The organism is Calidifontibacillus erzurumensis, assembly GCF_013303125.1.
In the GTDB taxonomy this organism is placed as follows: Bacteria; Bacillota; Bacilli; order Bacillales; family Bacillaceae_J; genus Calidifontibacillus; species Calidifontibacillus erzurumensis.
In genome coordinates, this window is the sequence record NZ_JABTTE010000028.1 from 26,245 (window position 1) to 40,825 (window position 14,581).

Below are 14,581 nucleotides of genomic sequence, written 5' to 3' on the forward strand. Positions count from 1 at the left end.
GGACTTGAAATCATTGTCAATAAAAGAATTGCTTCAAGAGTTACTCGATTCCAATAATTCGAAACTTGTTATGACTGAAAAACAGCTCAATATTATTTGCGCTGCGATTGAACTTTTTTCTGAAAAAGGATTTGCAGCTACTTCAACTAGTGAAATTGCTAAAAGAGCAGGTGTTGCAGAAGGGACAATTTTTCGCCATTACAAAACGAAAAAAGATCTTTTATTAGCAATCCCCGACTGCATTGTTGAATTGCAAATATCTAAAACATTTTTTACACAATTGGATAACATTCTTGAACAACCAAATGTTAGCTTTGAAAAATTTTTAAGGGCAGTCATTTCCAATCGGAAAGATTTTGCATCATCCAATATGGTCTTAATTAAAATCATATTTCAAGAGCTTCCTTTTCACCCTGATTTGCGGCTAAAAATGACCGAATCGCTCTTTAAACCTGCCAAAGAAAAGCTTGTAAAAATTATCGATTATTTTAAAGATCAAGGACAGATTAAAGATTTGCCTAGTAAAACGATTGTAAATTTCATCTTTACGACAATCTTTGGTTATATGTTTACTTGTTATATCGCCCAACTAGATTTAGATTGGAATATTGAAAAAGAAACTGAAAATCTAGTCCGTTACATTATGAATGGTTTATGTAAACCTGCTTCACCGACAAGTGAATTTTCATAATATTAGAGGTGATCGTATGAAAAATTTATTGTTGTTAATAGGGCTTGTTATTATTTTTACAACCGGTTGTTCTACACCTGTAAGCAATTTTCTCTCAAAAGATAAAGATTATTTAATATTAGAAGGAGATATTCAAAATAATATTATTTCAGCAACAAGCACGGTTAGCGGTAAGATCATTGAAATGAATAAAGAACAAGGGGAACCAGTAAAAAAAGGTGATGTAATTGCTGTGATCGATGGTGCCAATCAAAGATTTGAAGTAGATCGGCTGCAAGCTGTTGTAAATATGAAAAAAGCAAAACTTGAAGAGTTAAAAGCCGGAACCCGAAAACAGCAAATTGATCAAGCAAAGGCTCAAGTTCGTGCGGCAAAAGCACAATTGGACTTATTAATTTCTGGAAGTAGAAAGGAACAAATCAATCAAGCTAAGAATAACGTTGCTATTGCAGAAGAAGCATTGAAAAGTGCTCAAGTTACGTATGATCATCTAAAAGAATCATATGATCGGTCGTTAAAACTATATGAAGAAGGAGCATTGCCAAAGCTTGATATGGACAATGCGAAATATAATTTAGAAACTGCAGAGAAACAACTAACAACATTTAAATACCAATTGGAAAATGCCAAACAACAGTTAATTCACCTTGAGAACGGTCCAACAGAGCAAGAAATTAATGCAGCAAGAGCCAATTATGATGCAGCGAAAGCACAATTAGACTTACTCTTAAGCGGTGCAACAGAACAATCGATTCAAGCAGCTCAAGCTGATTTGGACCAATCGATTGCTCAATTAAATCAAGCTAAAAATAATTTAAATAATACAAAAATCACAGCTCTTGCTAGTGGAATTCTCATAAGCAAAAACTTTGAACTCGGTGATGTCGTAAATGTAGGAAGCAATATCGCTGATATCGCCATTGAAGATGATATATATGTACTCGCCTATATTCCAAATGAATATCTAGATAAAATTTATTATAATCAAGCATTAATAGTCACTACCTCATTAGGTGAACAAACTGGAAAAGTTAGTTACATCGCATTAAAACATGAATATGTACCAAAGGATAAACAATCGACATCTGACGGAAACTGTATCACAACTAAAATAAAAGTTGCGATCGATGATTTTAACGGAAGATTAAAATCCGGTATGAAAGCTGAAATAAAAATTCCTTTAAAAGATTAATAGAAAGTATAAAACTATTTATTAAGGTTCTAACTAATAACACCTGAATAGAAAAATACAAAATTAGATTAATTGTTCCATAAAACTTTGTTTAATAGAAAATCCGATTATTTCTTTCTCAGAAATGAAATGTTTCTATTTTAGATGATTCCTTTATAGACTTTTTTTTGTTTTTGAACCTAATAATAAATTTAATAATGCACATCATTTGAATGGCCCTCCCACTCTCTTCATTGAAGTGGGATTTTTTTGTGCATCACAAAATTTTATTGAGGGTCATCAAATAACTGATAATAACATCAATTTTATAAGATTAACCCCCCTTCTCTTTCAACCTACAAATTTAGTTCAATTTTTATAACTACAATTTAATTTATTTATTTCATACAAATTACTTTGACAGACATAGTAATATGAATTATAATGTATTTAAGGAGGTGAGGATATTTGAATACCTCAATTTCAACTGATTTAATTCGTGGCCATACCGACACAATTTTACTTAATATACTGCGCCAAGGTGAAAGTTACGGTTACGAAATTTACAAAAAAATTATTGAATTAAGTAATAATAAGTATGAATTAAAAGAGGCAACGTTATATACAGCCTTTCGGAGATTAGAAAAAGAAGGATATATCATCTCATTTTGGGGTGATGAAACGCAAGGCGGACGGCGCAAATATTATCGGATTACCGAAGCAGGCATGGAACGATATGAACAAAATAAAAAAGATTGGGAATTTGCAAAAGAGATTTTAGATCAATTGATTAAAGGAGGAATTAATGATGGCAAATAAGATAAGTCCTCTTGACAAAAGGATTAACACATATATTGAACGTTTGTTTTCAGATGTTAGCCCTAGCCAGCAGCTGTTTGATTTAAAAGAGGAACTATTCATTAATTTGAAAGAAAAAATTTCTGACTATAAAGAACGAGGAATGGATGAGGAACAAGCTTTCAAAGAAGCAATAATTTCAATGGGTGATTTAAGTGGTCTAATTGAAGATATGCGCAAAATTGGTCAAGATTCCGCAAAACAAACTGTATACTCAAAAATGCAAGCGCGAATTTCAACATTAGGAATAGTTGCCGGTGCATTAATAACATTATTTGGTATATTTACAGTATTAATAACTTATTTCATGAATTTACCGAATGAATCTGTGGTTGGAACTGGAATATTCATTGTAGCCGGAGGCGTATTAATGACGTATAGTATTTTAACAAGAGAAACCCGTAAAAAATATGCAATGAATAAAACACGCGCTTTTCTTTATTCCCTATCCATTGGGCTTATATTATTTGCAATTTTCACAGCCATCATAACATTTGTGACTACAAATGAAATGTTTATGGCGATTAGTTCTTTAATGGTATTCTTTATGGCTGGGGTTGGATTATTTTTATACTTGATACTTACAGGTAGAAACCGTTATAAAGATGCTATTTAGCGGAACAAGTTTTTTGTTCCGCTGTTCTTTTATCAACTGCGTTACGTTGATCTTTTGTTCATTTAATATTATCTAATTCCCCAATGATTTTTAAAAAAGGAAAGAAAACTCCTTAATCGATAACGTCACTTACTTCAATATTGAAAGTTTCTTCCCCTTGTTTAATTTGAATACGCCATAAATCTGTAGATGGATCATAACTTACTTTTTTTACAGCTTTCACTTCAACACTTGTAGATTTTTTGTGAACTTGATCCAATGCCTTTTGGATGGCCTCAGCTTCTGTTAAGTCTGTACCTGAAAGTGTATTATTTTTGAGCACTTTAATTTTTTTCGCTTTAGATTGCCCTGGATAAGACTCTGCAACTTCATCAAACCATACTTGCACTTTTTCTCCAACTTTTATATCACTTAAAACATTAGAAAACCATATGGCATTGTAAAATTCGGAAACACCGCCTGTTTTGCTAAAATCTTGAGGAACTGGATCAACAACAAGAATTCTTCCCTTTTCTTTAGCAACAACATATCCCTCTATTCCAGGTTTATCGTTAAAATCACTAGAGGAACCCAATGATAAATGGTCTTTTTTCGTACCGCAACCTATAAGCGATAATAAAATAATAAAAGCAATGATAAGCATGTATTGTTTCATCATCTCGCCTCATTTCTATATATCACTGCTGGTCAAAAATTTAGACGAAATGAATAACAAAAAGTTACATGCGATGAAATAATTAGAAAATTCAGTAATGAAGGGATTTCTATTTTTATAACTGAACAGGAATCGGCCCTTTAAGAATCAGTTCATCTTCATTAACAATAGAATCATAAGCAAGAATTTTAACTCCATTACTTGTTGCAAATTTTAGAGCATCAGCAAACTCCCAATCCATTTCTTTGTGAGGTGTAAAAAACATACAGCCCTCCATTTGAACAACAAAAAGAATCACACCGTCAAAACCATTTTGAACAGCATTTACTAATTCTAAAACATGTTTTGTCCCCCTTTTTGTCGGGGCATCTGGGAACATTGCTACTCCATTTTGTTCAAGCGTTACCCCTTTTACTTCAATAAAACATTGTTGGTCGTCTTTTTTAAAAGAAAGATCAAACCTTGAATTCCCATATTTGACTTCCCTTTTTACTTCATTTACGTAACCGAACTCAAGCATTTTTCCATCCTGGAGAGCCTCATAAACGACAGTATTTGGAGCTTGAGAGTCAATATTAACCCAACGATCATTTTTAATAACTGAAATTAATGAAAATTGCGTTTTTCTGCTTGGGTTTGATTTATATTCCAATAATATTTCAACACCTGGTTGAAGCAGTTCTTGCAGGCGTCCAGTATTTTTTATGTGTACTATTTCTTTCGTTCCATTTACGAAAACTTCAGCCATAAATCTGTTTACACGTCTAATCAATTTTCCAGGAACTATTTTTCCATATTTCATAACTCCACTTCCAATAAATCGGATTTCTATGTAAATATATTTCTAAAAAAACAAACACTTAGTGAACGTTCGTTAATATCCTTTTTTTACATCCACCTTATTTGGCGGTACAATATCTTGTTCAATTTGATGAAGGGTTTCAATGAAACATGTTACGGCTTCATCTAAATCTGTAATTGCAGATATATGTGGGGTGATCGTGACATCCTTCCTTTCCCATAAAGGGGAATCTGATGGCAAAGGTTCAACCGCCACAACGTCCAATACCGCATGTCGGATCTTTCCTTTATTTAATGCATCGATTAGAGCAATTTCATCAACAGTTTTTCCTCTACCAACATTAATAAAAGCTGCGTGATTAAAATGGTTAAATAATTCTTTATTAAAAAGATTGTCTGTTTCTTTTGTGAATGGCAACGTGCTAATTACCCAATCCGCCTTTGACAAAACCTTGCTGGCATCAAAAATCGTTGTTACCGATTGAAAATATTCCTTCTGCTCTCCACTTCGAGATACACCGTAAACGGTTGCTCCAAATTGTGTAAAAGTTCGGGCAACTTCTTGTCCGATTTCACCTGTACCAAAAATAACGATCGTTTGTTCTTTTATCATTATAGGTGGTTTTCGAACCCATTTCTTTTCTCTTTGTTTTTCCTCAAAAAATTTTTGATGTTGCAGTTCTTTTAATACATAACTTAAACAGTACTCACTAATCCTTTGCCCAAATGAACAAATAGTCCTTGTCAATAAAACACCATTTTCAATCCAACCATCAATTTCTAAAAAATTATTTACACCTGCATTGAATGAATGAACCCATTTAAGCTTTGAAAGTTGAAATTGAGGTGTAGGCATAAAACCTACGTAGGCATCAGCCCAGTCAAAGTCTTCATCAGTTATTTCATCAACAGGTATAAAACGTAACTTATACAAATTTGTTGACGAAAAATGTTTTCTAAAAACATCTTCATAATGCCCAGCAACTAAAATATTAGTTATTTTCACATAAATTCCCCCGCTATCAGGTTTAATGACGTGGTGCAAACAGCATAACAAATACTCCAATTAAGCATATAGATGTTCCAATCCAATCATATATATCAGGAGTTTTACGATCTATCCACCAACCCCATAATACAGAAAGTGCAATAAAAACACCACCATAAGCAGCGTAAACCCTGCCAAAAGAAGGAAATGATTGGAATGTGGCAACTACCCCGTAAATAGCTAGAACAATTCCACCTATTATTCCTAAATAAACAGTTTTTCCTTCCCGCAACCATAGCCAAATCAAATAGCCTCCACCAATTTCAGCGATTCCAGCCAAAACAAATAAAATACTAGCCTTTAGAATAAAGATCACTTCCTGAAAAAATTATTGTAGAGTAATAGATGTATATCTTTTTACTATACTATACAAAAGAGTGAGTAGGTCTTGTCCATACTTTACTTTATTTATGTACATCTTTTAGCTTTTCCAATAATATTTTTGCTTTCTCAGTAATTTTACGAAAATTTCCTTCCTTTATGGCGACTTTATCTATTAAACTATTGCCAACACCTACTCCTACCGCTCCAGCATTTATAAAATCAGAAATATTTTCCGGTCTTACTCCTCCAACTGCAATCATCGGAATATGTGATAGCGGCCCTTGCAACTCTTTAATATAGTTGCTTCCAAGAATACTAGTTGGAAAAACTTTTACCATTTTTGCACCAGCTTTATATGCGTTCACTACTTCCGTTGGAGTCATTACACCTGGAATGATACCGATATTTTGGTTCAATGAAAAAGAAATTACATCTTCATCAACATTTGGAGTGATAAAATACTTAGCCCCAGCATCTAACGCTTGACTAGCCATTTCGATATCAAGAACCGTACCAGCACCTATATAAAGCATGTCACCATATTTTTTATTAAGCATAGATATCATCTCAGGAGCATCATCTGTATTCATTGTTACTTCAACTATTTTGATTCCTCCATCATAGAGAGCTTCAGCAACAGGTATGATATCTTTTTTATCGATTCCTCGGATAATTGCAATAATTTTGTTTTCTTTTACGAAATCATAAACATTCATGACAATCTCCCTTCCAATCCTTCCCTGATTACTTTTCAACACTTAACTTTAATAACACAAATGCAAAATTGAAGAATGTTTTGTAAATAGCCAAGTTTTCAATTCAAATAGTATCAGATTCAAATTAAAATCCTAAGTACAAACAACGAGAAAAATAGAGAGGCAAGTGATGTGAAATTTTTTCCTTTCCACCACTTGCCTTTATATTTTTTATCCAACCCTTTTTTATACTGTCCCCATTAATACTTTTATCTATTTGATGTTGGCGCAATAGAGCTTTCTGGTGAGGTTACTTTTTCGTAAAAATCTACAAATTTGTCGCGGTCCTCGCTTGCCCTATAAGCCATGGCAACACGCGGATGTTCATTAAGTAAACCTGAAATCATATAAGGGATAATGTAACCCCACTCCCATTTATTTCTCATATCAAGCATATGCTTTTCGATAACCTCAAGAACAGGCTTTAATTCATATCTTGTTTTTGGTATATAGCCCACAAGAAGTTCTGTGTGGCAGTTTCCTGCAGCACGTCCCATCCCGTATACAGATGAATCAAGGAAAGTAACCCCATTTCGCATAGCAGTTAATGTATTGGCAAAGGCCAACTGCATATTATTGTGGGTATGAATTCCTAATTGTTTTTGCGGCAACATCTCTTTAAATTTTTTCACTTGATGTTCAATATCTGCTGGATCTAGACTACCAAAAGAATCAACGATATAAACAACATCAACAGGGCTTTTTTTCACCATTTCAAAAGCTTCTATTAGCTGATGTTCAGGTGCGCTTGATAAAGCCATAATGTTTAGTGTAGTTTCATACCCTAGATCATGGAACATTTGAACAAGTTCTAGACCTTTATCCACTTCACGAATATAGCAAGCAACACGAATCATATCCAAAATGCTATGTTCCCGAGGTAAAATATCATTTGGATCAACACGTCCAATATCTACGAGTGCTGAAAGCTTTGTTGATTTTTTGACAGGAATAATTTCTTTTAAAAAGTTGTCATCAAGAAATCTCCACGGATTGGGCTCTGTTGCATTTAGAAGTCTAGGAGAATTTTTATAGCCAATTTCCATATATTCAACGCCGGCGGCACTTAAACCATTATATAGATCTTGAACAAATTCAACAGTGAAATCCCAATTATTCACTAATCCACCATCGCGGATGGTACAATCTAAAATTTTGATTTGATTTCCCATTATATTAAACTTCCTCCTTAAGAGCGTTTTCCTTCCCAGTATTGTGAAAAATTTCACTTTAGCGCTTTTATGCTTTTATGCAATAAACCTCTTTCCTTTGATAGAGTTATACCATTTTTTCCGTATAAGAGTCAATTGTTTTCCAAAAATTTGATCAATTAAAAAATAAGACTTGTTATGGATAATTATAGTATAATTTTTACTATTACGTACTATTCAAGTTTTGAAAAATACTAAATATAATAAAAATTAAAAAGAAAGGAGCGTTACCATTGTCTTTGACTTCATATGCTGATAAGAAAAATGGAATATTCCCATCGGTTTGCTCCCTTGATTGTCCAGACCAATGCGGACTACTTGTTCATAAAAAAGATGGGAAAATTATAAAAGTTGACGGTGATCCAAACCATCCAGTGACAAGAGGTAATATCTGCAATAAAGTTCGAAACATAGCTCACCGGCTTTATGATAAAAATCGATTACAATATCCACTTAAACGACTTGGTGCAAAAGGTGAAGGAAAATTCGTACGAATTTCATGGGATGAGGCGATCGAAACTATCACCACCCATTGGAAAAAGCTCATTGAAATTGATGGCCCTGAAAGCATTCTTCCGTACAGTTTTTACGGTAATATGGGAAACTTGAGTGCAGAAGGGATGGACCGCCGATTTTTCCATCGTCTCGGGGCATCTCAACTAGACCGGACGATCTGTCAAATGGCCGGTTCAACAGGCTATAAATATACGATGGGAGGAAGTTTTGGAATTGACCCGCAAGATACCATTCATGCGAAATTATTTATCTTTTGGGGAATTAATGCAGTTAGTACGAATATGCATCAATGGACAATTGCTCAAAAAGCTAGAAAAGAACATGGAGCCAAAATAGTTGTTATTGATGTTCATAAAAACCAAACAGGGAAAATGGCTGATTGGTTTATTCCAGTCTTTCCAGGATCAGATGGAGCACTAGCTTTAGGTATTATGCACATATTATTTGCAGAAATGATGGTTGATGAAGCATTTTTACAAGAATATACCATTGGCCATGAGGAACTAAGAAACCATGTTATCCAATATGACCCGGCAACAGTTTCTAAAATGACAGGTGTAAGTAAAGAAGACTTATACAAACTTGCACGCTTGTACGGAACAACCTCACCATCATTTATTCGTATCGGAAACGGTCTGCAACATCATGACAACGGCGGTATGAATACAAGAGCAATTGCTTGCTTACCGGCTTTAACAGGTCAATGGCTTATTAAAGGTGGCGGTGCTATCAAATCGAATAGTGGTTATTTGTCTCACAATTCAAGGGCATTACAGCGGCCTGATTTATTGAAAAATAAAAATACTCGTGTTATTAACATGAATTTGCTTGGCCAAGCATTGCTGGAATTAGATCCACCTATCAAATCACTTTACATTTATAACAGCAATCCAGCCATAGTTGCCCCTAACGGGAATAAAGTCCGAAAAGGGCTTGAACGTAAAGATTTATTTATTGTCGTTCATGATTTGTTTTTGACAGAAACAGCTAAATATGCGGATATCGTTTTGCCAGCGACTTCATCTTATGAAAATACGGATTTTTATACATCATATTGGCACAATCATATTCAAATCCAAGAGCCGGTCATTGAACCTTACTTCGAATCAAAATCAAATACCGAAGTTTTTCGACTACTAGCAAAAGCAATGGGCTTTGATGATCCGGCCTTTTCAGAAACAGATGAAGAATTAATTAAACAAGCTCTTCACAATCCAGAAAACCCTTATTTTGATGGAATTACCTTTGAGGAATTGGCAGAAAAAAAATATGTAAAGGCGAATATCAAGCCACTTCTTTCTAGTAAACTCAAAACACCCAGCGGGAAGATAGAACTATATTCCAAAAAGATGATGGAAGCCGGACTACCACCGCTCCCGACTTACATCCCACTTGCTGATGATGGTGATTTTCCTTTTTTATTCGTCCCAGCACCTACCCATAATTTCTTAAACTCTACTTTTTCTAACAATGAGAAACACGTTAGCATGGAAAAAGAACCTAAATTACACATGAATATTGCTGATGCTAAGGAAAGAAATATTGAAGATGGGGATGTTGTACGGGTTTGGAATGACCGTGGAGAATGCATCTTAAAAGCTTCTGTAGGGAAAGATGTACTTCCTGGTGTAGTCGTTTCCCAAGGATTATGGAGTGATGGTCGACCAGGAACAAAACAGCATTTGAATGCACTGACTCCCGATCGCTTATCGGATATGGGCGGCGGAGCAACATTTTTTTCTGGACGGGTAAATGTGGAAAAAGTCAAATAATGCTTTATTGTAATATAAACTAGTAGAGATCTTCTTCAAAATACCAATATGGCTAGAAATAATACAAAAATGGAGAAGGGCAACATCAGAAAATCGCAAATGATGCCCTTCTCTCTTTTAAGTATTTGTTTTCTTAAAAAATAATTAAGAAACAAAAATATTTCTACATTTGAAATACACACCCTACAGTCTATTAAACAAATAGGTCACAAATTCATTTTTAATGCTACAGGACAATGATCACTACCGAGAACATGAGAATGAATTTCTGAATCTATTAACAGCTTGGCCAATCTTTGCGAAATAATAAAATAATCGATTCTCCAGCCTATATTTCTTTCACGGACCTTATTCATATAAGACCACCATGTGTATGAATCAATTTTATCAGGATATAGGAAGCGGAATGTATCAATAAATCCTGATTCTAACAATATTGTCATTTTTTCACGTTCTTCATCGGTAAATCCCGAGTTTCCTTTATTTGTTTTATAGTTTTTCAGATCGATTTCTTGGTGGGCAACGTTTAAATCTCCACACAATATAACTGGCTTTTTTCTGTCTAATTCCTGCAAATAAATTCGCATATAATCTTCCCATTCCAAACGGAAGCCTAATCTTGCCAAGTCTCTTTGCGAATTAGGAGTATAACAATTTACTAAATAAAACGTATCAAACTCGAGCGTAATTACTCTGCCCTCTTCATCTTCAAAAAGATCTCCTAATCCATACATAACAGAAAGTGGTTTCCGCTTTGTAAAAACTGCTGTTCCAGAATAACCTTTTTTTGCAGCATAATTCCAATATTGATCATAGTTTTCAAGCTCAATCTCGATTTGACCGGCTTGTAATTTTGTTTCTTGAATACAAAATATATCCGCATCAATTTCGTTAAAATAATTAAAAAACCCTTTCTTAATACAAGCCCGAAGACCATTTACATTCCATGATACAATTTTCATAAAAAATAGTAACTCCTTTTTCTTACATTAATCATACTTTCAAATTTTCCTATATTTATGGAGTACTTGCAATAAAAAGATTCTTTAAGTAAATAATAATAATTTTATGTAAACTAAAATAACAGCTGATGCTATAAAGCATCAACTATTTTCTTCATGGTCAAGCAATTCTGCAACTTTATTTTTAACCTTTTCAATATTTCTCATTTTATTGTCCCAACAGGCTTGACTTAAATCGACTGGATAGTTTTCTGGATTTAAAGAGCGCTTGTACTCATCCCAAAAAACTGCCAAATTTTCTTTCACATATTTCTGTATGTCCTGAACACTAGGTAATTTATAAACAAACTCTCCGTTAACGAAAATATTTTCATGCAAATCCTTTGCTTCAAAATTTGTTACATATTTACTAATAAATGTATGGACTGGATGAAACATTTTTAACCTTTTCTCTTCTTGCGGCCTTTCATGTTCCAAGGCAATATAATCACCTTCTGATTTTTGATTTTTTACATTGATAATGCGATAAACCTTTTTTAAACCAGGTGTTGTTACTTTTTCAGGATTGGAGGAAATTTTAATCGTATCCATCCAATTTCCATACTCATCTTCAATTGCCACCATTTTATATACTGCTCCTAAAGCAGGTTGGTCATAAGCTGTTATTAATTTCGTACCCACACCCCAAACATCAATTTTTGCCCCTTGTTGTTTTAAATGCAAAATCGTATATTCATCCAAATCACCTGATGCGATAATCTTCGTATGATGAAAACCTGCCTCATCCAACATTTTTCGTGCTTCTTTGGAAAGATAAGCCATATCACCGCTATCTAAACGAATGCCGATAAAATTGATTTGATCACCAAATTCTTTGGCAACTTTTATTGCATTTGGTACGCCTGATTTTAAAGTATCGTATGTATCAACGAGAAAAACACAATCTCTATGTGTTGCTGCATATTTATAAAATGCAGTATATTCATCGATATAGGCTTGAACAAATGCATGGGCATGAGTACCCGATACAGGAATTCCAAATAGTTTACCTGCACGGACATTGCTCGTTGCATCAAAACCCCCAATAAAAGCTGCCCGCGTTCCCCAAAGGGCTGCATCCATTTCCTGTGCACGACGGGTGCCGAATTCAAGCGCTGTTTGATCATCGCCAATCACTTGTTTAATTCTTGAAGCTTTTGTTGCGATTAGAGTTTGATAGTTAATAATATTTAAAAGAGGAGTTTCGAGCAACTGTGCTTCGGCAAGCGGTGCTTCTACCCGAACGATTGGTTCATTCGCAAAAACAATTTCTCCTTCTTTCATAGCCCGGATATTTCCTGTAAAGCGCATATTGGCTAAATATTCAATGAAGTCTTCCCCATATCCTAACTCATTTTTTAAATAATCCAAGTCGCTTTTTGTGAACCCAAAATTTTTTATAAATTCAACCATTCGTTCCAACCCGGCAAAAATAGCATAGCCATTGCCAAATGGCATTTTACGAAAAAAAATTTCAAAGACAGCTTTGCGATTATGTATATTATCTTTCCAATATGTTTCAGCCATATTAATTTGGTATAAATCGGTATGTAAAACTAAGCTGTCATCTTCATATTTTCTCATCTTTATTACCTCCAATTTTCCAAAATGCGCTTCCACATCTTTCCGAGTTTTTTACGAATAGACTTCTTCAATGAAAAAATCAAATTTGAAATCAGATGAAGTTTTTTTAAAAAATTGTCTAAAAATAGGAAAAGACAGTTCTTTATTAATTTGATTATAAAGAATTATAAGAAAAAATAAAAATAAAATATTCTATTAAATAAAAGATAGCGGTGAATTTAATTCATATATCACCGCATTAAATAAATATTGTTATTATTTTAAGACAACATTTCTTGAGCAAGAATTAAAATAGTCCTTTTGGATTTAATTATTTATGGATATGCTGTTTTTGGTTTTAAAAAAATCCTTTTGTATAAAATACAAAAGGATTGACTAACTAAAGCCTATTTATATTATTACATTCAACATCCTTTTAAGAAGAATATGAAAATGCATTGTTATAAGTAGTAATAATAATGCCCTTTAACAATTTCTTTTTTAATTTGCCCTTCATGAACAAGATATTCCAAGTGAGACAATGTTTCCGCAAATGCGAAACGATGTTGAACTGGTTCTGTTAAAGGACCAAACAATTCCTTAGAAATTTCCCACGCCGAAACCCCTTGATCAGTGCTGGTTTGTTTGCTTTTCATAATACGTTTCACATTTTCCAAACGTTCTCCATGATGATGAATGATTTCATCGACTCTTTCACGAAGATTGTCAATAATTTGGCGGTGCCCAGGCAAAGTAAGTTTAGCTGGCAAATCCCTAATTTTTCTTAAAGATGTTAAAAAGTCATTTAAAGGATTGGCAACAGAGTTAACATTTAAAGAAATATTTGGCGTTATTTTTGGCAGAACAAGGTCGTTTGCGATAAAAATCCCTTCCTTTTCACACCATAAAGTCATTAATCCTTCTGTATGCCCTGGAGACCATATCGTTTCAAACACGAAATCCCCTAATTGGATATGTTCACCGGCTGAAAGTAATTTTATTTCTTTTGGATGCGGTGAAACAGCCTCATATCTGCTTATATGCTCATCTTTTACGTCTGAAGCAATCTTTTCCGGCATTCCATATTCCATAAAAAATTTCTGGATTTCTTCTGGAAACGTTTGATCATGCCATGTACGATCAAGATATTTTTTTTCTTTATCCAATAAAAGTACAGGTGCTCCCGTCTGATCTTGAAGCCATCCCGCACCTCCATAATGATCAGGATGATAATGGGTAACCACAATTTGTTTGATGTTTTCTGAGCGGATGCTCAGTTTGTGAAAAACTTGAATCCAAGCATTTTCACTTTCTGAATCATGAAAACCACAATCAACAATGGTCCAACCATCGTTCCCTTTAAACAAGTACACATTGATTGCCTTTAAAGGTACAGGAATACGTAAGGAAACCCTGAATATGTTTTGATATACTTCGTCTATTAATGTCTGCATTTTTTCAATCTCCTATTTTCTTATTATAAAAGCTTTACGGATCACTTATTTTATATTTCTTCTATTATATATAAATATTTTTTAACAAACATAGTCTACAAAGTCAATTAATTTGAAATTTTCAGCTAAGAAAAATTAAAAATAA

General features: G+C 33.8%; 14 protein-coding genes. 5 read left to right on the forward strand and 9 right to left on the reverse strand.

Annotated elements, in window-relative coordinates:
- Window positions 1-13: 13 nt before the first annotated feature.
- From HR057_RS15265 to HR057_RS15280, 4 genes are all read left to right on the forward strand, one after another.
- Entirely contained in the window at window positions 14-691 is a 678-nt protein-coding gene (locus HR057_RS15265; protein ID WP_173732305.1) for a TetR/AcrR family transcriptional regulator, read from the forward strand.
- Between the two features lie 16 nt (window positions 692-707).
- Window positions 708-1,883: an HlyD family secretion protein gene (locus HR057_RS15270; RefSeq protein WP_173732306.1), complete on the forward strand. Its 1,176-nt coding sequence runs from the start codon at window positions 708-710 to the stop codon at window positions 1,881-1,883.
- Between the two features lie 447 nt (window positions 1,884-2,330).
- A complete protein-coding gene (locus HR057_RS15275; protein ID WP_173732307.1) occupies window positions 2,331-2,681 on the forward strand; it encodes a PadR family transcriptional regulator in 351 nt (116 codons plus the stop codon).
- Complete coding sequence (locus tag HR057_RS15280; RefSeq protein ID WP_230474482.1) at window positions 2,671-3,336, forward strand: permease prefix domain 1-containing protein; 666 nt, start codon at window positions 2,671-2,673, stop codon at window positions 3,334-3,336. The genes HR057_RS15275 and HR057_RS15280 overlap by 11 nt, the downstream gene beginning before the upstream one ends.
- Before the next feature lie 112 nt (window positions 3,337-3,448).
- Here the strand turns inward: HR057_RS15280 and HR057_RS15285 are convergent, their stop codons facing one another.
- From HR057_RS15285 to HR057_RS15310, 6 genes are all read right to left on the reverse strand, one after another.
- The gene (locus tag HR057_RS15285; RefSeq protein WP_230474484.1) at window positions 3,449-3,991 is read right to left on the reverse strand and encodes a YobA family protein; all 543 of its coding nucleotides are present in this window, start codon (window positions 3,989-3,991) and stop codon (window positions 3,449-3,451) included.
- 115 nt (window positions 3,992-4,106) lie between these two features.
- Window positions 4,107-4,793, reverse strand: a complete 687-nt coding sequence (gene sfsA / locus HR057_RS15290; RefSeq protein ID WP_173732309.1) for a DNA/RNA nuclease SfsA — start codon at window positions 4,791-4,793, stop codon at window positions 4,107-4,109.
- Window positions 4,794-4,865: 72 nt separating this feature from the next.
- Complete coding sequence (locus HR057_RS15295; RefSeq protein WP_173732310.1) at window positions 4,866-5,798, reverse strand: D-2-hydroxyacid dehydrogenase; 933 nt, start codon at window positions 5,796-5,798, stop codon at window positions 4,866-4,868.
- A 22-nt stretch (window positions 5,799-5,820) separates the two neighbouring features.
- A complete protein-coding gene (locus tag HR057_RS15300) occupies window positions 5,821-6,147 on the reverse strand; it encodes a YnfA family protein (RefSeq protein WP_173732318.1) in 327 nt (108 codons plus the stop codon).
- Window positions 6,148-6,244: 97 nt separating this feature from the next.
- On the reverse strand, window positions 6,245-6,880 hold the full coding sequence (locus HR057_RS15305) for a bifunctional 4-hydroxy-2-oxoglutarate aldolase/2-dehydro-3-deoxy-phosphogluconate aldolase (protein WP_173732311.1): 636 nt from the start codon (window positions 6,878-6,880) through the stop codon (window positions 6,245-6,247).
- 248 nt (window positions 6,881-7,128) lie between these two features.
- Window positions 7,129-8,091 (reverse strand): aldolase catalytic domain-containing protein, encoded by a 963-nt coding sequence (locus HR057_RS15310; protein WP_173732312.1) that lies wholly within the window; start codon window positions 8,089-8,091, stop codon window positions 7,129-7,131.
- A 278-nt stretch (window positions 8,092-8,369) separates the two neighbouring features.
- Here HR057_RS15310 and HR057_RS15315 point away from each other — a divergent pair, with 278 nt between their 5' ends.
- The gene (locus HR057_RS15315) at window positions 8,370-10,418 is read left to right on the forward strand and encodes a molybdopterin-containing oxidoreductase family protein (RefSeq protein ID WP_173732319.1); all 2,049 of its coding nucleotides are present in this window, start codon (window positions 8,370-8,372) and stop codon (window positions 10,416-10,418) included.
- 206 nt (window positions 10,419-10,624) lie between these two features.
- Here the strand turns inward: HR057_RS15315 and HR057_RS15320 are convergent, their stop codons facing one another.
- The 3 genes from HR057_RS15320 to HR057_RS15330 form a co-directional block, all read right to left on the reverse strand.
- Window positions 10,625-11,380: an exodeoxyribonuclease III gene (locus HR057_RS15320; RefSeq protein ID WP_173732313.1), complete on the reverse strand. Its 756-nt coding sequence runs from the start codon at window positions 11,378-11,380 to the stop codon at window positions 10,625-10,627.
- Between the two features lie 141 nt (window positions 11,381-11,521).
- On the reverse strand, window positions 11,522-13,003 hold the full coding sequence (locus HR057_RS15325) for a nicotinate phosphoribosyltransferase (RefSeq protein ID WP_173732314.1): 1,482 nt from the start codon (window positions 13,001-13,003) through the stop codon (window positions 11,522-11,524).
- Window positions 13,004-13,443: 440 nt separating this feature from the next.
- A complete protein-coding gene (locus HR057_RS15330) occupies window positions 13,444-14,436 on the reverse strand; it encodes an MBL fold metallo-hydrolase (RefSeq protein WP_173732315.1) in 993 nt (330 codons plus the stop codon).
- Between the last annotated feature and the right edge of the window lie 145 nt (window positions 14,437-14,581).